Raw genomic sequence first — 25,651 nt, forward strand, 5'->3', positions numbered from 1 at the left:
GCTCAGCCCTCGTGCTGCTCGCGCAGGGCGCGCCGCGGGTGCAGCTCCGCCTCCGGGGTGGATGCCGAGGCATCCGTCGCCCCGTCCGCGCCGTCCGCGCCCGCGCGCCGCGCGTGCCGGCGCTCGCGGGCACCCTCGACGAGGTTGTACAGCGTCGGGAGGACGAGCAGGGTGAGCACCGTCGACGAGATGAGACCGCCGATCACGACGATGGCGAGCGGCTGCGAGATGAATCCGCCGTGCCCCGTGATTCCGAGCGCCATCGGTGTGAGGGCGAAGATCGTCGCGAGCGCGGTCATGAGGATCGGCCGGAGGCGTCGCGAGCCGCCGGCGACGACGGCGTCGTGCGCCGACAGCCCCTTCTCGCGGTACTGGTTCACGAGGTCGACGAGCACGATCGCGTTCGTCACGACGATGCCGATGAGCATGAGGACGCCGATGAGCGAAGCCACCCCGAGCGGCACGCCCGTCGCGATCTGCAGCAGGATCGCGCCCGTCGCCGCGAACGGCACGGAGACGAGCAGCAGCAGGGGCTGGCGGAGCGACTTGAACGTCGCGACCATCACGATGTACACGATGAGGATCGCGGCGAGCATCGCAAGGCCGAGCTGGCCGAAGGCATCCTGCTGCTGCGTGAGCACGCCCCCCACCTTCGCGTCTGCACCTGTGGGAAGGTCGACGTCTTTCAGCACCGCGGTGACCGTGGCCGAGGCGGCGGTGAGGTTGTCGGTCGACGGGGTCACCGTCACCGTCGACGTGCGCTGTCCGCGCTGCGTCGTGATGGAGGTCGGGCCCTGGCTCTCGGCCACGGTGGCGACCTGGTCGAGGGTGAGGGGACCGGCCGCCGTCGGAATCTGCAGCGCCTTCAGCTCGTCGATCGTCGCCGGCACGGAGGCGGCCTGCAGGTAGACCGTGACGGCGGTGCCGTCGAGCTCGACCGTGCCGATCTGGCGCGGCTGCATGGTGTTCGCCACCAGAGCCCCGACCGTCACCTCGGAGAGGCCGAGGGAGGCGGCCTTGGCCCGGTCGACCGTGACGGCGACGTACGGGAGGGAGGCGGCGAGGTTCGACGTGACCTGCCCGATGCCGTCCTTGCCGTCGAGCGCTGTCATGACCGCGTCCGTCGCTGTCTGCAGGGTGTCGGCCGAGGGCGCCGTGACGTCGATCTCGACGTTGCTCGAGGCGAACCCGCCCTGTCCGGCCGAGACCGTGATGTCGCCGACGCCGTCAAGAGCGCCGGTCGCGTCCTCCACCTCCTGGCGCACCTTCTCCTGGTCCGCCGAGGTCTCGGTCGTGATGGAGTAGGTGATGCCCGACGACCCGCCGGCGAACGCGTCGCGCACGGCCGAGCCGGTCGAGCCGATCGAGGTCTGCACGGTCTTGACGCCGTCGACCCCCAGGATCGCCTGCTCGACCTTCTGCGCGGCGCTGTCCTCGGCATCCAACGACGCGCCCGGGTCGAGCTTCTGCGACACCGTGAAGGTGTTCTGGCCGCTGTCGCCGAGGAAGTTCGTCTTCATGAAAGGCGCGGCGGCGAGGGTCCCGCCGAGGATGAGCACGGCGACGAGCAGCGTCACCCAGGAGTGCGTGAGCGTCCAGGACAGGATCGGAAGGTAGGACTTCTGCAGCCGCGAGGGCGGTGCGGCCGGGTCCTCGGGGTCGATCGGGTTTCCCGCCGCATCGCGCGCTTCGGTACCGGGCTTGAGGAACCAGTACGCCAGCACCGGCACGATCGTAAGGGCGACGAACAGCGAAGCCGTCATCGCGATCGTGACGGTGAGCGCGAACGGCCGGAAGAGCTCACCGGTCGTATCGCCCACGAACGCGATCGGAAGGAAGACGGCGACGGTCGTGATGGTGGATGCCGTGATGGCGGCGGCCACTTCGCGCACCGCGAGCCGGATCGCGTCGCCCTTGTCCGCGTCGCCGACGTAGTGGCGCTTGATGTTCTCGATGACGACGATCGAGTCGTCGACGACGCGCCCGATCGCGATCGTGAGGGCGCCGAGAGTGAGGATGTTGAGCGAATACCCGAAGGCCTGGATGCCGACGAACGTGATGAGCACGCTCGTCGGGATCGAGATCGCAGCGACGAGCGTCGAACGCACCGAGAGCAGGAAGACGAAGATCACGAGCACGGCGAAGACGAGTCCGAGCAGACCCTCCTGCGCGAGCGACTCGATCGACTGCTCGATGAACGGAGCCTGATCGAAGACGACGGTGAACCGGGCGCCGCTGCCGATGTCGTCCTGGAGTTTCGGCAGGAGCGCCGTGACGGCGCGGGACACGTCGACGGTGTTCGCCGCGGGCAGCTTCGTGATCGAGAGGGTGAGGGCGCTCTCTCCGTTCACGCGGGAGATCGATGTCACCGGGTCCTTCGCGAGGGCGACCGCGGCGACGTCGCCGATCGTCGTCGCACCGGCCTCGAGCTGGGCGGCGCTCGAGGGCACGAGCGGCAGGCCGGCGATCTCGTCGACCGAGGTGAGCTTCGCCCCCGTCTGCACGGTGAGGCTCTGGTCGCCCTCGGTGACCGACCCGCCCGGGAAGAGCACACCGTTCTGGTCCAACGCGTCGGTGATCGCCGTCTGGGTAAAGCCGGCGGCGGCGAGCTTCGCCTGGTCGGGCGTGATCGTCACGCGCTGTCCCTGGCCGCCGATGATGGATGCCGAGGCCACGCCCTTCACGTCCTCGAGGTCGGGGACGACGCTGGCCTCGAGCTGCGACTGGATCTTGTCGACGTCGTCGTACCCCGTGACAGCGAGGGAGATCACCGGCAGATCGTCGATCGAGAACGAGACGACGTTCGGCTCGACGCCGTCCGGCAGCGACGACTTGATGCGATTGATGGCCTGCAGGATCTTCTGCTCGGCGGTCGCGAGGTCGGTGCCGTAAGTGAAGGAGGCCTGGATGATCGAGGCGTTCGTCGTCGACGTCGCCGTCGTCGACTCGAGCCCCGCGATGCCCTGGATCGCGGTCTCGATCGGTGTCGACACGTCGTTGTTCACGACCTCGGGCGAGGCGCCGGGATACGTCGTGACGACCGAGAGCTGCGGGAACTCGATCGACGGGATCAACTCCTGCTTGAGGTTCGTGAGGGCGAGCCCTCCGAAGATCGCGGCCACGATCGTGATCAGCGCGATGAGCGCGCGGTTCTTCAGGCTCAGGACGGCGAGATTCGACACGGAGGACCTTTGCGGAAGGAAGCGGTTCCGATACACGGATGTATCGACGCCATTCTCGCACGCGCACACGGGCAGTCGCCGTCATCGGAATCGGAGAACGCCGCCGGATTCGGACGAGTCGGAGCGCGGCATCCGATTCCGGGGCGAATCTGCGATTCCGCTGCGGTGGCGAGGGACGGGCTGCGGGTTTCCACGCACGCGCGGTGGGGCCGACCCGCGAACCGGGGTCCGCGCGGCCGGCGCGCTCCGGGATCTCTCTACCCTGGTCGCACCTGACCGAAAGGACCCGCATGACCACCGCGATCAGCCCCCGCCTCGCCGCTGCCCCGGTGGCGCTCGCGCTCCTTCTCGCCCCGCTCTCGGCCTGCGCTTCGACCCCTCCGGCATCCGAGTCGATCGCCACGACGCCGAGCGAGGCGGCAACGGCAGCGGAAGCCCCGGCATCCGCTGCACCGACGACCGCACCGGCTGGCACGAGCTCCGCCACGAGCGACGTGTGCGCGGTGCTGAGCGAGGAGGAGGTCAACGGCGTCATCGGGCTTGCGACGGTGGACGCCAACCTGACCTTCGGGTCGCTCGGCGACGCGACCGGCGGTCAGTGCGTGTGGGCATCGACGAGCACTCCGGGGGCTTTCCTGGAGCTCGCGGCGTGGCCCGCCGGCAGCCTCAACCCGGCACCCGCCGAGGCTCCGGCCCCGGGGAGCGGTGGGTTCGCCACCACGCCCGGCGGCGCGTACTTCGCCGACGCGACGCACTCTTTCCGCCTCGCCCTGACCGGTGTCGTAGACCCTGCCCTCGAGGCGGCGGCGCAGACCCTCGCACAGATGGTTCAGGCGCGACGCTGATCGGACTCGAGCAGCCGCCCGACGGCGGCGGCGCGACCCGACACGCCGAGAGCGCGGTAGAGGCCGCGCACGTGCTTCTCGACGGTCTTGACGTGGATGCCGAGATGCTCGGCGATCGCGCCGTTGCCCGCGCCCGCGACGAGCTCGCGGGCGATCTCGGCCTGGCGCGCCGTGAGCATGCCGAGCGCGGCGGGATCGAGGGGCCGGTCGCCGCCGCCGCGCACGATGTCGACGCGATCGGCGATGCCCAGGCGGTCGAAGATCGCCGAGAGGTGGCCCTCGACCGTGCGGCGCGACAGAACGAGCTGGTCGGCGATCTCCTGATTGCGTAGGCCCCGTGCGGCGAGGCGCGCGACGGCCTGCTGGGCCCGAGTGAGGCGATCCCACGCGGGTTCGACGTCGAGGCGGCGGTCGCGGACGCCCTCGTCGCCTTTCGGTGCGACGCTGTCGAGCCAGCGACGGAGATCGACCGAGGAGGCCCCGAGCAGGTCAACGGATGCCTGGCCGCGCTGCACGGCGCCCCTGGCGTGCGTCGCGACGGCTGCGGCCCGTGCCCCGACGAGTCCGACGCCGGCGCCGAGCGCAGCGCGCGCGGCGCGCTCGGCGCGCTCCTCACCGGGGCCCCGCGCACCCGCCGCGATCTCGATCCGCGCCCGCGCGGCTTCGCGCGCGGCGCGGAACTGCGCGTTCGCGCCGAAGTCGATGCGGTCGAAGTCGACCATGATCCACGCCGCGAGCTCGGGATTGCCGGCGGCGAGCGCCGCCTCGACCAGCACGTCGTACGCGTAACCGCGGAGGGTCGGCGGCAGGAGCGGGAGTCCGGGTCCCCCGCCGCCCTCCCGCAGCAGCTCTCCCGCTGCGAGGACCATCCCGGCACCGGCGAGCCCGAGCGCGCACATGAGTGCGATCCCCGAGTCGGCGTAGCTGCGCGGGGGAACGACTTCGCGACGGATCACGGACGCCTCGGCGACGACGGCCTCGGCGCGGCCGGAGAATCCCGCGACGACGGCGCGCAGACACGTGACCGAGCGGCGCGCTAACGGCGACCGCGCATCGGGCGCGGCGAGCGCGAGGAGCTCCGCCGACTGGGCGACTTCGCCGCGGAAGAGGAGCGCCCGCGCGGCGGCGAGCCGCAGCCAGACGCGGGCCCGGCGGGGCACCGCTGCACTCAGGGCGCCATCGAGCATCGCGGAGCACTGCTCGATACGACCGACGAGGTGGGCCGCCTCGCTCAACTGGAAGAGCGCCATGGCTCCCACCGTCGTATCGGGCGGGATGGCGGCGACGAGCTGCACATCGGTCGCCCCCAGGCACAGCGCCTCGATCTGGGCCCGCGTGCCGCGCGCTCCGGGCGAGCCGTCGTCGACGTGCGCGATGGCGGTGAGCGCCTCGACGTATCGGCCGAGGAAGAGGAGCGCGTAGGCATCCACCCAGTCCCGCGGCGGCTCCGCAGCGTCGACGCGGGTCGCGATGCGCGGCGCATCACCACCGAGCTCCATGATCTCGAGGAAGGCGACCACACGCTCCTCGTCGCTGCCGCGCGCCGTCATGCGTCGATCCTGGCACGCGCGCGGGCGGGATCGTCACCGGTAGGCTGACGACACCTCGAGGAAGGCGCCCGCGTGTCAGACCCCGTCGCCGCGGCCGCGCCCGCGCCCGCACCGCAGCCCGCACCACCGCGCCGCCGCCCCGTCGGATGGATCGTCACTGCCGTCATCCTGGCCATGTCGCTCATCGCGATCGTCGCGGTCGCCGTGTGGCTGTACGTGGAGCGTACGCAGGATCGGGCGACGATCGACGACCAGCAGCGTGAGATCGAAGAACAACAGCAGCAGCTCGACGAGCAACGCGACCTCATCGATCGCAAGGAGGCGTTCGGCGCTGCCGTCGAGAACCTGCTCGGCGAGGTGGAGAGTCTTCGCGGGATGCCGCTGGCATCCGTCGTCCCGTGGGACTCGTACGACTCGCTGGCGTGGCAGGCCTGGAGCCGCCGCTGGGACCTCGCGGGCATGGATCAGAGCATCCGCGCCGTCGAAGACGCGCGGACCCGCCTCGCCGCAGAGCGCGCGAACGCGGCGAACGCGGCCTCCGTGAACGCCTCCGGCAGCGCGTACGAAGCGGCCCTCGACGCTCTCGGCCAGGGGTATGTGACGTGGTCGCTCGACGATGTCTGCAGCACCGCTGACGCCATCGCGTGCGTGCGCTCGAGTGATCCCCGCGTCGTGCACGTCGACGTCGCGCGCGAAGCGGAGCCGTACATGACGGATCGGATCCGCACGGGAGTCGCGTACCACGAGTTCGCGCACGTGCTGCAGTTCACGAACCCCGAGCCCACGGCGACGGCGCTCGAGGCTTTCGGTGACGCCGAGACGATGGCCGACTGCTTCGCGCTGACCTTCCTCGACGGCTGGACCCTCGACAGCCGCGTCTGGGACAGCGACTCGAGCTATTGGGACGTGAGCATCGGCTACGGCGTCGAATGCGACGACGCGCAGAAGCAGGTCATCCGCGACTGGCGCGCGAGCCTCGGTGTCCAGCCGCGGGTGATCGGCCCCGGCGCGCGCTGACGCGCGCGCCGCGCGGCATCCGTCAGCGCGGGAAGAGCCCGCCGATCGTGAAGCCGATCGCCGCCGCGACGACGCAGGCGACGAGCGTGCCGACGAGGTTCACCCACGCCCAGTCGCGCCGGCCGCGCTGAGCGAGCAGCGCCGTCTCGACGGCGACGGTGCTGAAGGTCGTGAAGCCGCCCAGCACGCCCACGCCGAGGATGGTGAGCCAGACCGCTGCGACGTGCGGGATGCCGGTGAGCAGCCCCAGCAGGAACGATCCGAGCACATTCACGACCAGGACGCCGAGGGGGAACGCGCCGCTGCGCCCGCGCATGATCGCACCGTCGAGCACGTATCGCGCTCCCGCACCGATCCCGCCGCCGACGAGCAGAGCCGTGATCTCGAGAGCGTTCACTCCGCCTCCTCCGGGGACTCGATCTCGCCCGGCCGGTCGACGATGCGTCGGCCGAGAGCGAGGCCCACAGCACCGGCCAACGTCCCGCCGAAGATCGTGACGGCGGCCAGCAGCAGTCCGACGAGCGGTGCGGAACTGCCCGTCGTCACGACGTGCACGGCGAAGGCGCTGTACGTCGTGAAGCCGCCCATCACGCCCGTCCCGAGGAACGAGCGCCACCGGGGATGCCGGTCGTCGAGCGCTCCGACGACGACGCCGAGCAGAAGCGCACCCACCAGGTTGATGACGAGCGTGAGCGCGGGGAGGAGGAGGGGGTGCGCACCCGCTGAGAACGGAAGGGTGAGCGCGGCGCGCGCGGCGACTCCCACCGCCCCGCCGCAGATCACGAGGATCAGCACGAGGGGCGAGAACCATGCGGCGCGGGCCATGACCGCAGGCTATCGTCCGCTCACCCGAGGATCAGCGCGCGGATCGCCGATTCGGGCGAGACGGCGGTGTCGAGCACGACGCCCCGGCGATACCTCGCGAAGACACGCGGATCGATGTACGAGCTGCGCGCGACCGCAGGTGTGTTGCCGAGAGCGTCCGACGCGGCCTTCACGGCCAGAACTTCTGCGTGCTTGCGATCTCGCTTCGAACCGGCCGGGCCGATCCGGGCGAGCGCGTCAGCGGCGAGGATCGTGCCGCGGAGCGTACGGAAATCCTTCGCCGTGAACGCTCCCCCGGTCATCGCTCGAACGTAGGCATTGACGTCCTTCGGCGTGAGCGGCACCCGCCGGCGGCCGCGCGTGTAGGCCAGCAGCGGCGCTGCCGGACGCCCCGCCGCGAGCGCCGCGACGACGACAGCGAGCTCGGCATCGTCGATGTTGAGACTCTGACGTTTGCCGCTCTTGCCGCGGAAGCGCAGGCTCGTGACCGAGGTGACGACGGCGGCATCCCGGCGCCGCAGCGTCGTCAGGCCACGACTGCCGTGACGCGCGAGGTACTTCGCACTGCCGACTCGTGGCGCCGCCTGATCGAGCAGCCGGAATGCCGTCGCGAGCACGCGCTCGCGGTCGAGGTCGTCGCGCCGCAGTGACGTCGTCACGCGACCGCGCGCGTGCGGCAGCGACGCTGCCAGCTGCAGCGCTCGGGCGTACTTGCCCTTGTCGCGTCCCGCCGCCCAGTCGGGGTGGTACACGTACTGACGTCGGCCCGCCTCGTCGACGCCGGTCGCCTGGATGTGGCCGTCGGATGCCGCGCTGATCCACACATCCGTCCATGCCGGCGGGATCACGAGCGCCGCGGCACGCTCGCGCTCCGCGGCGGGCAGGGTTGCGCCGTCGGCATCCGTGTACCGGAATCCGCTCCCCGAGCGTGTCCGGGTGTAGCCCAGGTCGATGCCCGGCCGGACAGTCCTGAGTCTCGGCATCAGTCCTCGCGCAGCATGTCGATGAGTTCGGACTTCCGCTTGCCGGAGTAGCCGGTGAGGCCGAGCTCTTTCGCGCGAGCACGCAGCTCGGCGACGGTCCAGTCCTCGTACGAGCCGGCCTCACCACCGCGGCGGCCGACGGCCGCGCGTCCATCACGGGCGGCCGCGTTCGAGACGCGGGCTGCTTTCTGCTTCGACGCGCCCTCCGCGCGGAGCTCCTCGTAGAGGTCGGGATCCTTGATGCTGGCAGGGGTCTGGTTTCGTGGCATACCTCGGCCCTATCGCATCACTCTCACCTGCCGCAAGGGGGGCGGCGCTGGGCGGTGACGGCGGTAGCGTCGGGGTGTCTCCGCCGTCCCCGGAGGCCCGGGTCGCTTCACAAGAGACGCCCGACACGAAAGGAGTTCCCCCATGAACATCGCCCTTCTCATCATCATCGTCGTCGCCATCGTGCTCGCCATCGTCGGCGGCATGAACGCCGCTCTGAACTGGCTGCTGTGGGTCGCGCTGATCGTCGGCGTCATCGCGCTGATCGCGTTCCTGCTGCGCGTGGTGCGCGGCGGCAGGGCCTGACGCCCGCGGCTTCGGCCGCACCAACGAAACGGCCCCGGCACTGCCGGGGCCGTTTCGTCTGCCGTCGGGGAGGCGTCAGAGATGCGCGGCGGCGTACGCGGCGAGCGCGTCGCGGACGAACACCGCCCCCGCCGCGCCGCCGTAGTTCGCGGCGAACCGCTCATCCGCGACGTACATCTCCCCGAGCCCGCGCACGTAACCTGCGATGTCGCCGTCGGAGGCTACCCCCGCCGCCGGTGTCCCCGGGATGCCGCGGAGCCAGTCCACGTGCCGCGCGGCGAGCGCCTGCGCCTCCTGCCCCTCCGGGTCGGCGCCGCGCGCGGCGGCGTCCTGCCAGGCGGCGTTCAGCGCCGCGGTCTGCGCCTTCCAGTCGCCCTGCGCCTCGGCATCCATGCCCCGCCACCAGCGGTCGGAATCGGCGTACGCCTGCGCACCCCACTTCTGCGTGACCTCGTCCTGGTACTGCGTGTGATCGAACCCATCGAACATGTCCTTCGCCACGGGCTCCTCTCCTTTCTTCAATGCGGTGATGGTCGTCTGCACCGCCGCGATCTGCCGCCCGAGGCGGTACTGCTCGGCGTGCAGCCACGCGAGGTGATGCGCGAGCGCATCCTCTTCCGACGCCGGGCGCGCGAGGATCTCGGCGATCTGCGGAAGCGAGAGTCCGAGCTCCCGCAGCAGCAGGATGCGCTGCAGCCGCACGAGCGCAGCGCTGTCATACCGTCGATAGCCGTTCGCGCCGATACCGCTGGGCGTCAGCAGTCCGATGTCGTCGTAGTGCCGGAGCGTCCGGCTCGTGGTTCCGGCGAGCTTCGCGATCTGCTGGATCGACCAATCATTCATGGATGCCACGTTAAATCTTGACGTTGCGTCAATGTCAAGATTTCTCTCATCCGCGTTCTGGAGAATCGAGATATATCGTGTTATTGTCACCCTAACGCGATATATCTCGAGTCGCGCACATCCACACGGAGGAACACATGTCGGACGAGAAGTGGCTGATCAAGCCGGGCGAGAACCGCGTGATCGACCTGGAGGACATCCGAAAGCTCAAGGTGGGTCTCGTCGGCGGGCAGATCGACGTCGTCGCCCACGACGAGCCGGGCGTGCGCATCGAGGTGCACAGCGTCACGATCAAGGACCTGCGCATCGAGGCCAGCGGCGACGTCGTCGAGATCGATCACCCTCAGCTGCGGTGGGACAACTTCCTCGAGGTGTTCCGCAACTTCGGCTCGGGCGGACCGAAGGCCGAGATCTCCGTCGCCGTCCCGCGGGGCGTCGCGCTGACGCTCGGGGTCGTGTCGGCGAGCGCCCTCGTGTCGGGCCTCGCGTCGGGCGCACGCCTCAACACCGTCTCGGGAGACATCATCGTCGACGGGCTCACCGGCGACCTGACCGTGAACGCCGTCTCGGGCGACGTGCAGATCCGTGGCCTCGACGGCACCCTGAACGCGAACTCCGTGTCGGGCGAGATCGCCGCGACCGGCATGATCCGCAGAGCCGGCGCCGACACCGTGTCGGGAGATGTCCTGGTCGACTCGTCAGGTCGCGTGGATGCCGTGAACATCAACACCGTCTCGGGCGAGACGACCGTGCGCCTCGACGAGGGATTGCCCGCCAATTACGTGCTGCGGTCGGTGAGCGGACGGGTCCTCGTCGACGGCGTCAAGCGCTCGGGGTCGGGCCCCACGAACTGGACCGACTCGGTCGGCGAGCTCAGCGGCAGCTTCGCCGACGTGCGCGCGAACTCCGTCTCGGGTGCCGTCACGGTGCTGCGTCGCGCGGCGGTCGCCCCGGCCGAGCCGACGGCATCTCTCACCGAGCCGGAGTACTGACATGGCGCCCGTCTTCTCGCACGGCGACCTGCGCCTGTATCTCCTGAGCCTTCTCGACGAATCCCCGCGGCACGGCTACGACCTCATGCAGGCACTCTCCGACCGCACCGGCGGCACCTACACCCCGAGCGCGGGCACGATCTACCCGCGCCTCGCGAAGCTCGAAGACGAGGGCCTCGTCACCAAGACCGTCGACGGCCGCAAGACCGTCTACGCGATCACGGAGGCCGGACGGGCCGAGGTCGCCGCCCGCACGGGAGACCTCGAAGGCATCGAGGCGGGTCTCGCCGACAGCGTGCGCCTCATCGCCGACGAGGTGCGCGGCAGCGTGCGCGAAGCCATGAAGAGCCTGCGCGCCGACCTCGCCGCCGCCGCCCGCGCCGACGGGGACGCCGCTCAGCACCGCGCCGCGTCGTCCGTGACCGCCGAGGATGCCGCGCGCGCCGATACCCGCGAGCAGCTGCGCCGCGCCGACGCGCTCGTCGCTGAGTTCCGCGCGAACGTCCGAGCCGACCTGCGCACGCACGTCGCGCGCGGGGGCGCGCTCGCGGCATCCGTCGTCGACGACCTCTCCCGGGCGCTCGACGAGGCGGCACACGACCTCACCCGCGCGCTCCGCGGCTGACGGATTCGGAGGCTCGCAACAGAATCGGACGTCGGCGACGCCAGTCTGCGATTCTGTCGCCGTTCTCCGATTCCGGTGCGCTCTCGCGCGACCTCAGCCCTCGGCGAGATCGGGCCACAGGTCCTCGTCGTCGGCGGCCGGATCCTGCAGCGGCACCACGAGGACCGGTCGCGACTGGCGATGCGCGAGGCGGGCGGCGACAGAGCCGGTGAAGAACTCGCGCACCGACTCACCGAATCCGCGGCGGCGGGTGCCGACGACGATCAGCCGCGCCTGCGCCTGCTCGGCGAGGTGCTTGATGGCCAGCGCCGGATCACCGACGAGCTGATGCACCGACCAGTCGACACCCCCCGTGCCGGCAGCACCGAGGGCTGCCGTCGCGGCATCCGTCACGGCCGCCAGCTGCGATTGGCCCGTCGCGGCATCCAGATCTATCGGGGCGGAGTGGACGTAGCCGTCGGGGTCCTCGTAGGTGACGAAGCGCGTGATGTCGACGTGCGCCACGATCAGCGGCGCAGCGAAGAGCTTCGCGTAGCGCGCCGCTTCTTTCAGCACCCGCGCCGGCTGGTCGGGGATCACACCGACGATCACCGCGTGCAGCGGAACCTCTGCCGCGCCACCCTCTGCCATGTCGCACTCTCCGCTCGAATCGCACCGTCGGGACCGCAAAACCGCGAGGGTCACAAGGCCCCGTGTTATCCTGAATGCTACTCTTCCCGGCCCCTGGCCGAATCGTGAATGCATCGGACGAGTGCGAACCGCAGCCGCACCGCCCAGGACTCAGAAATGAGGGGGTCTCGCATGGGGCGTGGCCGTCAGAAGGCGAAGCACACCAAGATCGCTCGCGAACTCAAGTACGACACGTACAACGTGAACTTCTCGTCGCTTGAGAAGGAACTCGGTCACCACGAGGACGATCAGTACGTCGACAAGTGGGCCGACCAGTACGAGGACGAGGACGAGGACGACAACGCCGCGCGCGTCTGAACGACCTCGCTGACGACGGCGACCTCTTCAGCGGGTCGCGTGTTCACCACGCGCCGTGACGGCGCTCCCATTCGTCTTCGATCGTTCGCGTGCGCGTCACGATGATCCCCGCCGGGATCGTGAACAGGAACAGGATGCCGAGGCTCACGAGAGCCCCGCGCCAGTCGCCCGTCGCTTCGTGCAGCACCGCGAAACCCAGCGGGAACAGCGCCGCGACGGCGTAGCCGACGCTCTGGCTGAAGCTCGAGAGCGCGACCGCGCCCTCGTGCGTGCGCGAACGGCGCTGGATCATCACGAGAACCGCGGGGAAGAGCCCCTGCGGCGTGCCGAGCAGGATCACCCAGAGCACTGTCGCGGCTGTCGGCGCGAGGACCATGCCGAGAACCCCCGCGACACCCGCGACGAGCGCGACGCCGTAGACAACCCCCACGCGGTTCCAGCGAGTGACGGCGATCGGCACGAGGATCGACCACGGCAGCCCCATCGCGCCGAACAGCGAGAGCAGAGCCCCCGCCGCGGCGTGGTCCAGGCCGGTCATGTCGACGAGCACGACGGGCAGCCACGCGAAGCACGCGTAGACACTCGCCGCCGAAATCGCGAAGGTGAGCGCGAGCGCCCACGCCAGAGGGATTCGCGGCAGTCTGCCGAGGACGCGAGGAGTGGGCTCTTCGACGATGTCGATCGCGCCGGTCGTCGGGAGCGGGCTCGAGCGCCGCGCGCGCACGAGCATCGTGACCCACGGCACGATCGCCGCGACCGCGAACGCCGCCCACAGCCCGAGGGAGACTCGCCACCCCGCGGCATCCGCCACCGGCACCGCCACGAGAGGCGGGACGAAGGCGGCGATCGCGAGGAGCGAGGAGTACAGCGCGGTCATCATGCCGGTGCGATCGGGGAAGTACGCCTTGATGAGCGGCGGGAGCACGACGTTGCCGACGCCGACCGCAGCGAACAGCACGACGGTGCCGATGAGCAGAACCGCACCGTCGCCCGCGACCGCACGCACGATCATCGCGGCGGCGGCGACGAGCATGGATGCCGCGGCGAGCCGCTCCAGCCCGAACCTGCGCTCGAGCGTCGGCGTCACGATGCCGAAGACCGCGAAGCAGATCGGGGGCGCTGCCCCGATGAGCCCGACCACCCACGTCGGCACGTGCAGATCGGCGTTGACCTCGGCGAGGATCGGCGACAGCGCGGCGACCGCGGACCGCAGCGAGAAGGCGACGAGAACGATGCCGGTGAAGGCGAGGGCTCGGCCCCGCCAGAGAGGTCGGGTGGGGGCTGCCGTCACTCCCCAAGCCTATGCCGGTCGCTGCAGGCGCGGCGCGGGGTCAGGACTCCTGTGTGCCCTCGACCCAGGCGAGGTACTCCTCCGAGACGGTTCCCGTCACGTAGCGGCCGTCGAAGCAGCTCATGTCGAGGTCCTCGACATCGGGCGCGCCGTCGAGGATCGCCGCCTTGAGGTCGTCGATCTCCTGGTAGACCATGTAGTCCGCGCCGAGCTCGGCGGCGATCTCGGGGATCGTCCGGCCGTGCGCGACGAGCTCGTGACGCGACGGCATGTTGATGCCGTACACGTGCGGGAAGCGGACGGGCGGCGCGGCCGACGCGAAGGTGACCGAGAGCGCCCCGGCATCCCGCGCCATCTGGATGATCTCCTTGGAGGTCGTGCCACGGACGATCGAGTCGTCGATGAGGAGGACGTTCTTGCCCTTGAACTCGCTCGACATCGCGTTGAGCTTCTGCCGCACGCTCTTCTTGCGCACCGCCTGCCCCGGCATGATGAACGTGCGGCCGACATAGCGGTTCTTGTAGAAGCCCTCGCGGTACTCGATGCCGAGCTTGCGCGCGACCTGCATCGCCGCCGGGCGGGACGAGTCGGGGATCGGCATGACGACGTCGATCTTGTCCTTCGGCGTGTACTTCGCGATCGTGTCGGCGAGGCGGTCGCCCATGCGCAGTCGCGCCTCGTACACCGAGATGCCGTTCATGATCGAGTCGGGACGGGCGAGGTACACGTATTCGAAGGAGCAGGGCACGAGCTTCGGATCCTTCGCGCACTGCTTCGTGTGCAGGTTGCCATCGAGGTCGATGAACACGGCCTCACCCGGCTCGACCTCGCGGACGACGTCGAATCCGCCGTTCTCCAGCACGAGGGATTCAGAGGCCACGATCCACTCGTAGCGGCCGTCCTCGTCCTGGCGAGTGCCGAGGATGAGGGGCCGGATGCCGAACGGGTCGCGGAACGCGAGCAGTCCGTACCCCGCGATGAGCGCGATCGACGCGTACGATCCCTCGACGCGCTCGTGGACGCGCGAGACCGCCTGGAACACCTGCGCCGGATCGAGCTCGAGACCGCCGATGGATGCCTGCAGCTCGTTGGCGAGCACGTTGACGAGCAGCTCCGTGTCGGAGCTCGTGTTGAGATGCCGGCGATCCTTGCGGAACAGCTCGTCAGTGAGCTCGCGCGTATTGGTCAGGTTGCCGTTGTGGACGAGAACGATCCCGTAGGGCGCGTTGACGTAGAAGGGCTGCGCCTCCTCCTCGCTCGAGGCGGTGCCCTTCGTCGCGTAGCGCACGTGGCCGAGGCCGATCGTGCCGAGAAGGGCGCGCATGTCGCGCGTGCGGAACGCCTCGCGCACCTGCCCTTTCGCCTTGAACAGATGGAAGACGCCGTTGGGCTCCGCCGTCGCGATGCCCGTCGAATCCTGCCCGCGGTGCTGGAGCAGAAGAAGGGAGTCGTAGATCTCCTGATTGACGTTCCCCTGCGAGACGACGCCGACGATTCCGCACATGGGTGTTGCTCAGTCCTTTTCCGCGCCTAATCCGACTTCTGCGCCTAATTCGCCGTCGAATACGAGCCGACGAGGCGCACGGCACCGCCGTCGACGCCCTTCGCGCCCTGTTCGAATTCGCCGTGGCCGTCCTCGGGAACCGCGTCGGTGCGCACGACCCCGGCCTGCCACGTGGCGATGCCCTCCGCGCGGAGGGTCGCGATCGCGGCATCCGCCTGGTCTGCGGCGACCACGGCGAAGAACCCGATGCCGAGGTTCCACGTGCCCTCGGTGCTCTCCAGTTCGAGTCCGCCGAGGTCGGCGAGCACGCGGAAGACGGGTGCCGGCGACCACGTGGCACGATCGACGTCGACCCACGAGCCCTTCGGCAGCACGCGGGCGAGGTTCGCGGCGATGCCGCCTCCCGTGACGTGACTGAGCGAGTGGATGCCCCCCGGGATCGCGTCGAGCAGACGCAGGAGCGGGAGCGTGTAGAGGCGGGTCGGCTCGAGGAGCTCCTCGCCCCACGTGCGACCGAAGTCCGGGGCCTCCGACGCGTAGGTGATTCCGGCGCGACTCACGATGTGACGGATGAGCGAGTACCCGTTGGAATGCGGACCGCTGGATGCCAGGGCGAGGACCGCGTCGCCGGAGCGCACCCGCTCGGCGCCGAGCACGGCGCCCGCCTCGACGATGCCGGTCGCAGCTCCCGCGACGTCGTAGTCGTTCACGCCGAGAAGGCCCGGGTGCTCGGCCGTCTCGCCACCGACGAGCGCGGTGCCGGTGAGCTCGCAACCCGTCGCGATGCCGCGCACGATGTCGGCGATGCGCTCGGGGAACACCTTGCCGCACGAGATGTAGTCGGTCATGAAGAGCGGCTTCGCGCCCACGACGACGATGTCGTCGACGACCATGCCGACGAGGTCTTGGCCGATCGTGTCGTGCTTGTCGATCGTCTGCGCGATCGCCACCTTCGTCCCGACCCCGTCGGTCGAGGTCGCGAGCAGCGGCTTGGTGTAACCGAGCAGTGCGCTCGCGTCGAAGAGGCCCGCGAAGCCGCCGACGCCGCCGAGGACTTCGGGGCCGTGGGTGCGCCGGACGGCCGACTTCATCAGTTCGACGGCGAGATCTCCCGCCGCGGTGTCGACGCCGGCTTCGGAATAGGGATTCTGTGGGGCATGGGCCACACCGACAGCCTACCGGGTGCGGATGTCGGGTCCGGCCGGGGCCGCGCGCACGACCGCGGGATCCCTAGGATGGCGACATGGCAGCGGAGGCACCGTCGTGGGTCGTGCGCGAGGACGCGGCGCTGCCCGTGCTCGTCGCGCTGTACCTGCGACAGGCACTCGGAATCCGCCACCCAGAGGAGCTGCCGCACCTGCGCGGCATCCCCTCCTCGACATCCGACGCGTACGTCGATGCGAGCGCGCTCGAGCGGCAGTGGCGCGTGCTGTGGGACATGACCGTCGAGCCGCAGGCGCACCCCTCCCCCGTCCCCCTCGAACTCGTGGACGGCTTCGACATGCTGGTCGCCCTGCCCACGGAGGGCTTCGCCGAGCTGCAGGCCGCGATCGCGCCGTTCGGCGCGGACGCCGTCGCCTACTCCCGCGACGCCAACGAGCGCTACCGGCAGTCGGTCGGCACTGGAGCGTCGTACCGCGCGTACGCGAGTGCCATCGCCCAGCACGAGCGCTCGAGCGGCCGGCGGGCACACTCGTTCGAGCTGAACGTGCAGATCCTGCCGTTGACGCAACGCGGCGTCTGGTGGATCGGCGCGCTGACGATCGCCGTGACCGACGGTCTCCGTCACGATGTCGCGGCGTTCGACGCCGCCATCGCACCGATCATCGCCGACATCGCCTGACCCGCGCCGCGCGGAGGCGGCGGCGCAGGGCGGATCAGTCGGTCCGTTCGACCCGCTCGTGGTCGATGCGCACTTCGCGCGTACGGCGCGCGAGGCTGCGGTCGAGGACCAGGGCGACCACAGCGCCGACGGCGAGACCGATCGGAATGCAGACGAGGCAGAGGAAGCCGAAGACCTGCGACGTCGAGTACGTGACGCTCGTCGACGCGCTCGCCTCGGCGGTGCCGTCGAAGGCGAACGTGAGGATGAGGGCGGCCAGGATGCCGAGGGCGGCCCCCGCCACGCAGAAGATCGCGTAGCGCGGGCTGCGGCGAACCCGCGCCGTCTCGATGCGGTGCACGGCGTGCTCGACGGGTTCGCTCATGCTCCCATTGTCCCACCGCTGGCGGGCCCACGGGGGACGCGGCGGGGCGATCAGGGCCGGAGGGGCAGCAGGGCGGAGAGATCGGCCCGGGTGCCCGACGCGAGGATGCGTCCGGATGCCGCGGCATCCCCCCACTCCTTCGCGCCGGTCGCGAGGTCGATCCAGGTGACGGCATCCGTCTCGACGACGTTCGGCGGGGTACCGCGCGTGTGCCGCGGGCCCTCGATCACCTGCACGGCGCCGTACGGCGGCACGCGCACTTCGACCGTGCCGCCGGGAGCCTTCTCGACGAGCAGCTGCAGGAGGTAGCGGACGGCCGTCGCCGTCTCGGCGCGCGGCAGACCGCCGCCCTGCTCCCGCACCGCTGCGACCGCCGCGAGCGCTGCCCGCCCGGCGTCGGTCGTGATCCTGCGGGCCATGGCACCCACGCTAGTGCGTCCCCGCCGGCTCGGTAGGCTGGCCGCGTGCGCATTCTCGTCCTCGGTTCCGGTGCCCGCGAGCACGCCATCCTCCTGGCGCTGAAGGGCGAGGGCGGCCACCAGCTCTTCGCGGCGCCCGGCAACGCCGGCATCGCCGCCGACGCGACCCTCGTGCCGGGCCTCGACGCCAACGATCCCGGCGACGTCACCGACTACGCGAACGACGAGTCCATCGACCTCGTCATCATCGGCCCCGAGGCGCCGCTCGTCGCCGGGGTCGCCGATGCGCTGCGCGAACGAGGCATCCCTGTCTTCGGCCCGGGCCGAGCGGCCGCCGCACTCGAAGGCTCGAAGGCGTTCGCGAAGCGCATCATGGATGCCGCGGACGTCCCCACCGGCCGCGCCGCCCGCGCCGCGACACGGTCGGAGGTCGAGACCGCGCTCGACGCCTACGGCGCCCCTTATGTCGTCAAGGCGGACGGCCTCGCGGCGGGCAAGGGCGTCATCGTCACGGACGACCGCGCTGCCGCACTCGCTCACGCCGACGCGTTCCTGGGCGCCGGTCCCGTGCTCGTCGAGGAGTTCCTCTCCGGCCCCGAAGTGTCGCTCTTCTTCGTCAGCGACGGCGACACGGTGCGCGCCCTGTCGCCGGCGCAGGACTTCAAGCGCGCCTATGACGGCGACGCCGGCCCGAACACGGGCGGCATGGGCGCGTACTCGCCGCTTCCGTGGCTCGCTGAGCGGTTCGGCAGCGAGCGCGCCTTCGTCGATCGCGTCACCGCCGAGGTGGCCGAGCCCGTCATCCGGCAGCTGGATGCCGAGGGCACCCCCTTCATCGGACTGCTCTACGCGGGCCTGATCCTCACCGGCGAAGGCGCGGACACCGAGATCAAGGTGATCGAGTTCAACGCCCGGTTCGGCGATCCGGAGACCCAGGTCGTGCTCGCGCGCCTGGAGAGTCCGCTGTCACGCCTGCTGATGTCGGCGGCATCCGGCACGCTCGAAGACGAGCCGGAGCCGACGTTCTCGCCCGCGCCGGCGATCACCGTCGTGCTCGCGAGCGAGGGCTACCCTGAGTCGCCGGCGACCGGCCGACCGATCGAGGGGCTGCACGCGGCGGCGTCCACGCCCGGCGTGCACCTCGCCCACGCGGCGACGGCAGGGCCGGACGCGCCCGGCGGCGACCTCATCTCGACGGGCGGGCGCGTGCTCAACGTCGTCGCGACGGGCGAGAGCTTCGCGCAGGCACGCGAGCGCGCGTACGCCGCGCTCGGTGAGATCACGCTCGAGGGCAGCCACTACCGCCGCGACATCGCCGCGCGCGTCGCGGAGTAGGCCCGGCGCCGGGTCACCAGAATCGGAAGACACCAACAGACTCGGACAATGGATGCCGAGGCATCCGAATCTGTTGCGTGTTTCCGAATCCGCGGCGCCCCGCGCCCGGGCCTCAGCCGAGGACGCCGGCGGAGCGGTAGTAGGCGCTGAAGCCCAGTGCATCCCAGGCGTCCGCCTGAGCGCGTGCCGCGGCGAGCACGTCGGCCTCGGCGACGTCGCCGCCGAGCGGCCCGCCCCAGCACACCTGAGCCACGAGGCCGAGCCGCGGCAGCAGCAGCGTCGCGGCATCGTCGAAGCTCGTCACGCTCTCGCACCACAGGGCGGCCTCGACCCCGGCGACGGTGAGACCGGCCTCGGCGATGTCGGCCTGCAGCGTGGGGTCCCAGCGCAGCACGTCCGTCGACGGCGTGGCCTCGTATCCGGGGTGGCCGAGCCGGGCGCGCTGCTCCTGCTGGCCGGCGTCGGTGGAGTCCTCGGAGGGCTTCCGATCGAGGTAGAGCGGGTCGCTCGACGACACGATCACCGGAACGCCGGCTTCACCCAGGCGCGCCGCGTCGCCGGTCGACTCGGCGAAGGTCTGCGCGAGGAGCGGGATGAAGGGGTGGAACTGCTCGGGGAGGTCCTGACGCGCCTTGTCGGCGTCGAAGCGATCCCGGTCGGCGATCCAGAGCTGGCTGCGGTCGTCGCCGCCGAGGATGCCTGCGCGGCTCGTCTCCTGCCATCCGAGCACTCGACGGCCACGTGCGCGAACCTCGGCGACGGCGGCGCGCACGAAAGCGACGTAGCTTTCGATCGGGTCGCCGAACGCCTCGTCGCCGCCGATGTGCAGGTAAGGCGCGTCGAAGCGGGCGACGAGCTCGTCGAGCACGGCCTGCACGAACGCGGGAAAGCCCTCACCGTGCCACTCGAGGTAGCGCACGAGCGGGTGCGGGCCGGTCGCGACCTCGACGCCGATCCGCTCTCCGACCGCGGGCGAGACGTGACCGGGCATGTCGACCTCGGGCACGATCGTCACCTGTCGCGCGGCGGCGTAGGCGACGAGGTGGTCGAGGTCGGCGGCCGTGTAGTGGCCGTCGCCGGATGCCACGTCATAGCCGGGCACGACGAAGCGCCACCCCTGCATGTCGCTGAGGTGGAGGTGGAGCACGTTGAACTTGTGGATCGCGAGCAGATCGATGACCCGTTCGACGTCTTCGACGGGGAACCATCTGCGTACGACATCGAGGGAGAGGCCTCGCCACGCGAAGTGCGGGCCGTCGGAGATCTCGAGCGCGGCGAGCTCACCCTGCGACGACAGGGCGGCCACGGTCAGCAGCCCACGGAAGAGCGCCTCGTCTCCTGCTCCGGTAACGAGCACTCCGTCACCGTCGGCCTGCACCCGGTAGGCCTCGGAGATGCCCGCGCGCGCGGGCGGGCGGGGGTCGGTTCCGACCGCCCCCTTTTCTTCACCGGCGGATGCGCGGCACAGGATGACGTCCGGATCGGCATCGTCGGCGACGACGCCGACTCCATAGGCCCGGCGCGTCAGCGCGTCGACGGCGGTGAGGTCGAGCGCGCGCTGCGGGAGATCTACCTGTCGGGCTTTGAGCAGGTCGTCCGCGAGTCGGCACCCTGGGCGCTCATGTCGTCGTAGAACCGACGGCCCCTGGCCGATGCGCGCGGCCGCGGCGCTCGACTGGCAGCTGCGCAATCTGTCGTTCGCCGGCAACGCGCAGCTCGACGGCTTCGCCGCGCGGATGATCCGCGACGCACCCGCCGACCTCATCACGCTGAAGGTGGGCATCAACCTGGTGAACGCCGACAGCATGCGCGAGCGCACCTTCCGCCCCGCGGTGCACGCGTTCCTCGACACGATTCGCGAGGGGCATCCCGACCCGCCGATCGTCCTCATCTCGCCGATCTCGTGCCCGATCCACGAGCAGACGCCGGGGCCGGTGTACGGCGACGCCGCCGGCATGATGCACGCCGCGGCGCGGCAGATCGAGCCCGACACCGGGGCGCTCACCCTGACGGGCATCCGCGAGATCCTCGCCGAGGTCGTGTCGGTGCGTGACGACGCGCAGCTGTCGTATCTCGACGGCCGGCAGCTGTTCGGCCACGCCGACGTCTCGCACCTCTACGACGATCTGCACCCCGACGAGGCCGGACTGCAGCTGATCGCCGAGCGGTTCGTCGACCTGATCCAGCGGTGACCGGGTGGGGGCGTTGTGCGCCCCCATCCCCGTCACCAGATTCGGAAAACACCAACAGATTCGGAGAATGGATGCCCAGGCATCCGATTCTGTTGCGACTTTGCGAATCTGCGGGCGTTGGCTACTCGCCCGAGCCGGTCAGAGCCGGGCGTACTCATCGATGTCGGTGAGGAAGTCGGAGACCGCCTCGGCCGACACCGTCGCCCGCGTTGCACCGAGCGCGCGAAGATAGTCGGCCGTCGCGAGCGGCGCATCGCCGGCATCCTCCCCGGGCCCGTCCCCGGCATCGCCCTCGGAACCGTCCGCAGACCCCTCGCCGGCGCGCAGCGCGCGGGCGAGGGCCTCCTGCGAGGCGCGGCGCGCGGCGTACTCGATGTCGGCGGGCGTGAGGCCGTCGCTCGCCGCGACGAGCGCCGCGATGTCGGTCGCCTCCGCCGCAGCGGCGGGGATGTAGCGGCGCCAGATGGCGGCGCGGGCCTCGCCGTCGGGCAGGCCGATCGGGATCACGTAGTCGAAGCGCCCGTGGCGCAAGAACGCGGCATCCAGGGCGCGCACGAAGTTCGTCGCGCACACGAGCAGACGCCCGTCGCGCTCGCGGAACTCCGCGACGATCTTCAGCAGCTCGTTGGTCACGCCCTGCGTCGGCGAGGGCGGAGTGCCGCCGCGGCGCGACGCGATCTCCTCGACCTCGTCGATGAACACGACCGCGTGCTCGAGCTCGCCGATCCGCTCGAAGGTCGTGCGAAGCGCCCCCGCGAGACTCGACGATCCGTCGGCCAGGCGCGAGGGGAACACCTCGACGAACGGCCAATCCAGGCGCGAGGCGACGGCCTTCGCAAACGTCGTCTTGCCGGTGCCGGGCGGGCCGAAGAGCATCACGGCGCGCGGCGGCACGACGCCGAACCGCTCCGCCAGGTCGGGGCGCGACAGCGGCGTGACGAGGCGCTCTTCGAGAAGGTCCTTCTCCTGACGCATGCCGCTGACCCCGCGCCACAGGTGCCGGGGCAGGATGCGCCCGCCCACCTCTTTGAGCAGGTCCAGCTCGCGGCGCTGCACCGGCATCTCGCGCTCGAGGTAGCGGAGCGGATCGCGCACCTCGAACCCGTTCGCCGTCAGCGCGGCGAGGGGTTGCTGCCCCTCGGCGAGCAGGATCGAGAGCTTGCCGAGGCCGAGCGGAGCCATCCGCCGCTCGAGCGCATCGAGCAGCCCGGCCGAGATCTGGTCGGGCTGGGCGACCGGCGCGACGCCGAAGAAGACGATCCAGCCCTGCGCGTGCGCGGCGCGGCCCACGGCCACTCCCACGAGCACGTCGTCACGCGTCGCGACGACGGCGTGGTCGGCCTGACACGACGCGATCATCTCGGCGAGCGAATACACCGGAGACTCCTCAGCGCCGTGCACCTCCTCCCACAGCCGCACGACCGCGTCGAGGTCGTCGTCATGGAAATCCCGGATATGCGTACGGCTCACAGCGCCATTGTGCCCGACGGATGCCTCCGCCGCGCGCCGCGCCCGCGCGCCCGCGGCGCCCCCGCGCCCCGCGCCCCGCGCCCCGCGACGGAATCGTAGATCACCAACGGATTCGGAGAATGGATGCCGAGGCATCCGATTCTGTTGCGAATCTGCGAATCCAGTGCCCGGCCGACGCCGGGCGCCCGCGGCACGCCCGCGCCCGCGGCACGCGCGCGCCCGCGGCACGCGCGCGCCCGGCGCCCAGCCCGCGCGGCGCCCGGCCGGCCGCGCCCCTCAGCGCTTCACGAGGTGCGCGGGTCGCTGCATGAACAGCACGACCACGACACCGACGAGCAGAACGCACGCGGGGAGCAGCATCGACTGCGCCATCGCATCGGAGAATCCGCCGACGACGGCATCGGGCAGCTGACCCGATCCGAAGTCGCCGCCCGCGTCACCCGCGCCGGGCAGGTTCGCCTCGAGCCGCGCCTGCATGAAGGCGGCGATCGCGGCCGAGCCCAGGACCGAGCCGATCGTGCGCGTCGTGTTGTAGATTCCCGAACCCGCGCCGGCCTGGCGCGGCTCGAGGTTGCGCGTCGCGGTCGTCGCGAGCGGACCCCACATGCCCGCCTGGCCGATGCCCATGAGCGCCGACGGCAGCAGGAACATCCAGATCTCGGTGTCGGGCTTCATCAGCGCCGCGTACCAGAACAGCGCGATCGCGGTGAACAGCAGGCCGGGGACGAGCAGGACGCGGGGGTCGACGCGGTCGAGGATGCGGCCCGCGACGGGCGCGAGCACGCCCGCGAGCACCGCCATCGGGATGAGCAGCAGCGCCGAATCGGTCGGCGTGAGGCCGCGCGCGAGCTGGTAGTAGAACATCGTCGGCAGCGACAGCGCGGTGACGGCGAATCCGACCGCGGCGATGCCGAAGTTGGCGACGGAGAAGTTCCGGTCCCGGAAGAGGCCGAGCGGCACGAGCGGCTCGCTCTTCGTCTTCGCCTGCTGCCAGATGAACAGAGCCATGACGAGGATGCCGGAGGCGATCATCGTCCAGACCCATGCCGCCCAGTCGTAGTGCTCGCCCTCCTGCAGACCGAACACGATGAGAAACAGCGCGATCGCGCTGAGGAAGACGCCCAGGATGTCGAAGCGGTGCTCGTGCGTCTCGAGGTCGGGCACGAGCATCCACGCGAGGACGAAGCCGATGACGCCGACGGGAAGGTTGATGAAGAAGATCCACTCCCACCCGAACGCGTCGACGAGCAAGCCGCCCGCGAGGGGTCCGACGAGCATCGCGACGCCCGACGTCGCACCCCACAGCCCCATCGCCGCCCCCCGCTGGGTCGGCGGGAAGGTGCGCGTGATGACGGCCATCGTCTGCGGCGTCATGAGGGATGCCCCGAGGCCCTGCGCCGCACGGAACACGATGAGCATCTCGAGCGTCCCGGACAGGCCGCAGGCGAGCGAGGCGAGGGTGAAGATCGCGAGGCCGACGAGGTACACGCGCTTGGGACCGAACCGGTCGCCGAGACGACCCGTGATGAGCAGCGGCACCGCGTACGCGAGAAGATAGGCCGACGTCACCCACACGACGTTGTCGAGGTTGTTCGTCGACGGGTCGAGCGCCGCCTTGATCGCGGGATTCGCGACCGAGACGATCGTCGTGTCGACGAGGATCATGAAGAACCCGATGACGAGGGCCCACAGGGCCGGCCACGGGTTGCGCTGGGTGTGGCCCGGCCCGTGCGCCGGGGTCTGCGCGGGAGCGCTGTTCGTGTGGGTTCCGGGGGTGGTGGTCGGTTCGGTCATCGCCGTGCGGCCTCTCTCTGAGCCAGGTAGCGGTCGTCGACTTCGTGTGTTCCCCACATGAAGTCGGGGGAGCTCAACCGCACGAGGAATGCGGCGAGCCAGTCATGGTCGGCGGCCAGAAGCGCACCCTGCCGGTCGACCTCGATGAGGTACTGCTCGGGGGTCCTCGCGGCGAGCGCTTTCGCACGCCCGCTGCGGTGGTAGTCGCGCGCCTCCGCGAGCGCGGCGAGCCGCGTGCGCAGGAGCGCCAGGACTTCATCGCGCTCGAGGTTGTGCGCCTCTGCGAGCGCGACGCGGAACTCGACCGGGTGGTCGAGCACCGGCAGTTCGCGCCGCACCCATTCGTCCACGGCTGCGCCGCCGGCATCCGCCAGCGCATACGTCGTGCGCTCCGGCCGGTTGCCGTCGCGGTCGATGCCGACCTCGGCGATGAGGCCTTGCCGCTCGAGCCGCGCGACGGTGTGATACACCGTGCCGTTCGTGACCGAGACGATGCGGTCGTCGTGTCGATGCCGCATGAGCCGGATCATCTCGTACGGATGCATCTCGCCCTCGCGCAGCAGCGCGAGCACCATCACCCCGAGCGGGGTGAGGCGGGCGGTGGCATCCTTCACCGTTACTCCATCTCGATTAGTCCATTTGGACTATACACGAAACCTCCTTGCCGCGGTAGCGTCCGAGCATGACGAGAACGCCCGACGAGATCTTCGACGAGGTCGCCTCCCGCTACCTGCAGCGGGAGGGCGTCGACATCGGCCCGATGTTCGGAAGCGCGGGCCTGCGCATCCGGGGCAAGGTGTTCGCCTTCCAGGGGTACCAGGGCGGACTCATCGCGAAGCTGCCGGAGGCGCGGGTGACCGAGCTCGACAGTGGCGGACGCGCTCAGCGCATGACGATGCGCGAGCGCGCGATGCGCGAGTGGGTCTTCGTCGGGGCGGATGCCGCCGACCTCTGGCCGACCGTGATCGATGAGGCCTTCGCGTTCGTCGACGAGATCACCCCGCGCGACTGACCGAG

At 70.6% G+C, this 25,651-nt stretch carries 27 protein-coding genes; 10 read left to right on the top strand and 17 right to left on the bottom strand.

Annotated elements, in window-relative coordinates:
• Positions 1-2: 2 nt before the first annotated feature.
• The gene (locus WFI52_RS09460; protein ID WP_336627132.1) at positions 3-3,182 is read right to left on the bottom strand and encodes an efflux RND transporter permease subunit; all 3,180 of its coding nucleotides are present in this window, start codon (positions 3,180-3,182) and stop codon (positions 3-5) included.
• A gap of 290 nt (positions 3,183-3,472) precedes the next feature.
• Here WFI52_RS09460 and WFI52_RS09465 point away from each other — a divergent pair, with 290 nt between their 5' ends.
• Positions 3,473-4,027 (top strand): hypothetical protein, encoded by a 555-nt coding sequence (locus WFI52_RS09465; RefSeq protein WP_336627131.1) that lies wholly within the window; start codon positions 3,473-3,475, stop codon positions 4,025-4,027.
• Here WFI52_RS09465 and WFI52_RS09470 read toward each other — a convergent pair.
• Positions 4,012-5,577, bottom strand: coding sequence for a helix-turn-helix transcriptional regulator (locus WFI52_RS09470; RefSeq protein WP_336627130.1), 1,566 nt, complete (start codon positions 5,575-5,577; stop codon positions 4,012-4,014). The genes WFI52_RS09465 and WFI52_RS09470 overlap by 16 nt on opposite strands.
• A 72-nt stretch (positions 5,578-5,649) precedes the next feature.
• Between WFI52_RS09470 and WFI52_RS09475 the strand changes: the two genes are divergently transcribed.
• Positions 5,650-6,594: a hypothetical protein gene (locus WFI52_RS09475; RefSeq protein ID WP_336627129.1), complete on the top strand. Its 945-nt coding sequence runs from the start codon at positions 5,650-5,652 to the stop codon at positions 6,592-6,594.
• A 22-nt stretch (positions 6,595-6,616) separates the two neighbouring features.
• On the opposite strand, the gene crcB is transcribed toward WFI52_RS09475, so the two are convergent.
• The 4 genes from crcB to WFI52_RS09495 are packed head-to-tail and all read right to left on the bottom strand — an operon-like array spanning position 6,617 to position 8,671.
• Complete coding sequence (gene crcB, locus WFI52_RS09480) at positions 6,617-6,991, bottom strand: fluoride efflux transporter CrcB (protein WP_336627128.1); 375 nt, start codon at positions 6,989-6,991, stop codon at positions 6,617-6,619.
• Positions 6,988-7,419: a fluoride efflux transporter FluC gene (locus WFI52_RS09485; protein WP_336627127.1), complete on the bottom strand. Its 432-nt coding sequence runs from the start codon at positions 7,417-7,419 to the stop codon at positions 6,988-6,990. The genes crcB and WFI52_RS09485 overlap by 4 nt, the downstream gene beginning before the upstream one ends.
• Before the next feature lie 20 nt (positions 7,420-7,439).
• Positions 7,440-8,402 (bottom strand): DNA topoisomerase IB, encoded by a 963-nt coding sequence (locus WFI52_RS09490; protein ID WP_336627126.1) that lies wholly within the window; start codon positions 8,400-8,402, stop codon positions 7,440-7,442.
• Positions 8,402-8,671: a DUF7218 family protein gene (locus WFI52_RS09495; RefSeq protein WP_336627125.1), complete on the bottom strand. Its 270-nt coding sequence runs from the start codon at positions 8,669-8,671 to the stop codon at positions 8,402-8,404. The genes WFI52_RS09490 and WFI52_RS09495 overlap by 1 nt, the downstream gene beginning before the upstream one ends.
• Positions 8,672-8,813: 142 nt before the next feature.
• Here WFI52_RS09495 and WFI52_RS09500 point away from each other — a divergent pair, with 142 nt between their 5' ends.
• Positions 8,814-8,975, top strand: coding sequence for a hypothetical protein (locus WFI52_RS09500; protein WP_336627124.1), 162 nt, complete (start codon positions 8,814-8,816; stop codon positions 8,973-8,975).
• Between the two features lie 75 nt (positions 8,976-9,050).
• On the opposite strand, the gene WFI52_RS09505 is transcribed toward WFI52_RS09500, so the two are convergent.
• Positions 9,051-9,818, bottom strand: a complete 768-nt coding sequence (locus WFI52_RS09505; protein ID WP_336627123.1) for a MerR family transcriptional regulator — start codon at positions 9,816-9,818, stop codon at positions 9,051-9,053.
• Positions 9,819-9,955: 137 nt separating this feature from the next.
• Here WFI52_RS09505 and WFI52_RS09510 point away from each other — a divergent pair, with 137 nt between their 5' ends.
• Complete coding sequence (locus WFI52_RS09510) at positions 9,956-10,810, top strand: DUF4097 family beta strand repeat-containing protein (protein ID WP_336627122.1); 855 nt, start codon at positions 9,956-9,958, stop codon at positions 10,808-10,810.
• A 1-nt stretch (position 10,811) separates the two neighbouring features.
• Positions 10,812-11,435, top strand: a complete 624-nt coding sequence (locus WFI52_RS09515) for a PadR family transcriptional regulator (RefSeq protein ID WP_336627121.1) — start codon at positions 10,812-10,814, stop codon at positions 11,433-11,435.
• A 93-nt stretch (positions 11,436-11,528) separates the two neighbouring features.
• On the opposite strand, the gene WFI52_RS09520 is transcribed toward WFI52_RS09515, so the two are convergent.
• The gene (locus WFI52_RS09520; RefSeq protein ID WP_336627120.1) at positions 11,529-12,065 is read right to left on the bottom strand and encodes a universal stress protein; all 537 of its coding nucleotides are present in this window, start codon (positions 12,063-12,065) and stop codon (positions 11,529-11,531) included.
• Between the two features lie 171 nt (positions 12,066-12,236).
• Between WFI52_RS09520 and WFI52_RS09525 the strand changes: the two genes are divergently transcribed.
• Positions 12,237-12,422 (top strand): DUF3073 family protein, encoded by a 186-nt coding sequence (locus WFI52_RS09525; RefSeq protein ID WP_336627119.1) that lies wholly within the window; start codon positions 12,237-12,239, stop codon positions 12,420-12,422.
• A gap of 43 nt (positions 12,423-12,465) precedes the next feature.
• Here the strand turns inward: WFI52_RS09525 and WFI52_RS09530 are convergent, their stop codons facing one another.
• From WFI52_RS09530 to purM, 3 genes are read right to left on the bottom strand one after another with little or no spacing between them, the layout of a single operon-like run.
• Positions 12,466-13,713 (bottom strand): MFS transporter, encoded by a 1,248-nt coding sequence (locus tag WFI52_RS09530; protein ID WP_336627118.1) that lies wholly within the window; start codon positions 13,711-13,713, stop codon positions 12,466-12,468.
• Positions 13,714-13,753: 40 nt separating this feature from the next.
• A complete protein-coding gene (gene purF, locus WFI52_RS09535) occupies positions 13,754-15,217 on the bottom strand; it encodes an amidophosphoribosyltransferase (RefSeq protein WP_336627117.1) in 1,464 nt (487 codons plus the stop codon).
• Between the two features lie 44 nt (positions 15,218-15,261).
• Positions 15,262-16,383 carry a phosphoribosylformylglycinamidine cyclo-ligase gene (gene purM, locus WFI52_RS09540; RefSeq protein WP_336627116.1) on the bottom strand — a complete coding sequence of 374 codons (1,122 nt, stop codon included), beginning with the start codon at positions 16,381-16,383 and terminating at the stop codon, positions 15,262-15,264.
• 77 nt (positions 16,384-16,460) lie between these two features.
• On the opposite strand from purM, the gene WFI52_RS09545 reads away from it, so the two are divergent.
• Entirely contained in the window at positions 16,461-17,060 is a 600-nt protein-coding gene (locus WFI52_RS09545) for a zinc-binding alcohol dehydrogenase (RefSeq protein WP_336627115.1), read from the top strand.
• A gap of 34 nt (positions 17,061-17,094) precedes the next feature.
• On the opposite strand, the gene WFI52_RS09550 is transcribed toward WFI52_RS09545, so the two are convergent.
• Both WFI52_RS09550 and WFI52_RS09555 read right to left on the bottom strand, forming a co-directional pair.
• Positions 17,095-17,424, bottom strand: coding sequence for a potassium transporter Trk (locus tag WFI52_RS09550; RefSeq protein WP_336627114.1), 330 nt, complete (start codon positions 17,422-17,424; stop codon positions 17,095-17,097).
• A gap of 50 nt (positions 17,425-17,474) precedes the next feature.
• Positions 17,475-17,843, bottom strand: a complete 369-nt coding sequence (locus WFI52_RS09555) for a sterol carrier family protein (protein WP_336627113.1) — start codon at positions 17,841-17,843, stop codon at positions 17,475-17,477.
• 45 nt (positions 17,844-17,888) lie between these two features.
• Here WFI52_RS09555 and purD point away from each other — a divergent pair, with 45 nt between their 5' ends.
• Positions 17,889-19,178, top strand: a complete 1,290-nt coding sequence (purD, locus tag WFI52_RS09560) for a phosphoribosylamine--glycine ligase (protein WP_336627112.1) — start codon at positions 17,889-17,891, stop codon at positions 19,176-19,178.
• 112 nt (positions 19,179-19,290) lie between these two features.
• Here the strand turns inward: purD and WFI52_RS09565 are convergent, their stop codons facing one another.
• Positions 19,291-20,868: a family 20 glycosylhydrolase gene (locus WFI52_RS09565; protein ID WP_336627111.1), complete on the bottom strand. Its 1,578-nt coding sequence runs from the start codon at positions 20,866-20,868 to the stop codon at positions 19,291-19,293.
• Between WFI52_RS09565 and WFI52_RS09570 the strand changes: the two genes are divergently transcribed.
• Entirely contained in the window at positions 20,831-21,370 is a 540-nt protein-coding gene (locus WFI52_RS09570) for a hypothetical protein (RefSeq protein WP_336627110.1), read from the top strand. The two genes, WFI52_RS09565 and WFI52_RS09570, sit on opposite strands and share 38 nt — an antisense overlap.
• A gap of 138 nt (positions 21,371-21,508) precedes the next feature.
• Here the strand turns inward: WFI52_RS09570 and WFI52_RS09575 are convergent, their stop codons facing one another.
• From WFI52_RS09575 to WFI52_RS09585, 3 genes are all read right to left on the bottom strand, one after another.
• Positions 21,509-22,840: an ATP-binding protein gene (locus tag WFI52_RS09575; RefSeq protein ID WP_336627109.1), complete on the bottom strand. Its 1,332-nt coding sequence runs from the start codon at positions 22,838-22,840 to the stop codon at positions 21,509-21,511.
• Between the two features lie 276 nt (positions 22,841-23,116).
• On the bottom strand, positions 23,117-24,634 hold the full coding sequence (locus WFI52_RS09580) for a DHA2 family efflux MFS transporter permease subunit (protein ID WP_336627108.1): 1,518 nt from the start codon (positions 24,632-24,634) through the stop codon (positions 23,117-23,119).
• On the bottom strand, positions 24,631-25,248 hold the full coding sequence (locus WFI52_RS09585; protein ID WP_336627107.1) for a PadR family transcriptional regulator: 618 nt from the start codon (positions 25,246-25,248) through the stop codon (positions 24,631-24,633). The genes WFI52_RS09580 and WFI52_RS09585 overlap by 4 nt, the downstream gene beginning before the upstream one ends.
• A 68-nt stretch (positions 25,249-25,316) precedes the next feature.
• Between WFI52_RS09585 and WFI52_RS09590 the strand changes: the two genes are divergently transcribed.
• Positions 25,317-25,646, top strand: coding sequence for a hypothetical protein (locus WFI52_RS09590; RefSeq protein ID WP_336627106.1), 330 nt, complete (start codon positions 25,317-25,319; stop codon positions 25,644-25,646).
• Positions 25,647-25,651: the final 5 nt, after the last annotated feature.

Source organism: Microbacterium sp. MMO-20 (assembly GCF_037147735.1).
Lineage (GTDB): Bacteria > Actinomycetota > Actinomycetes > Actinomycetales > Microbacteriaceae > Microbacterium.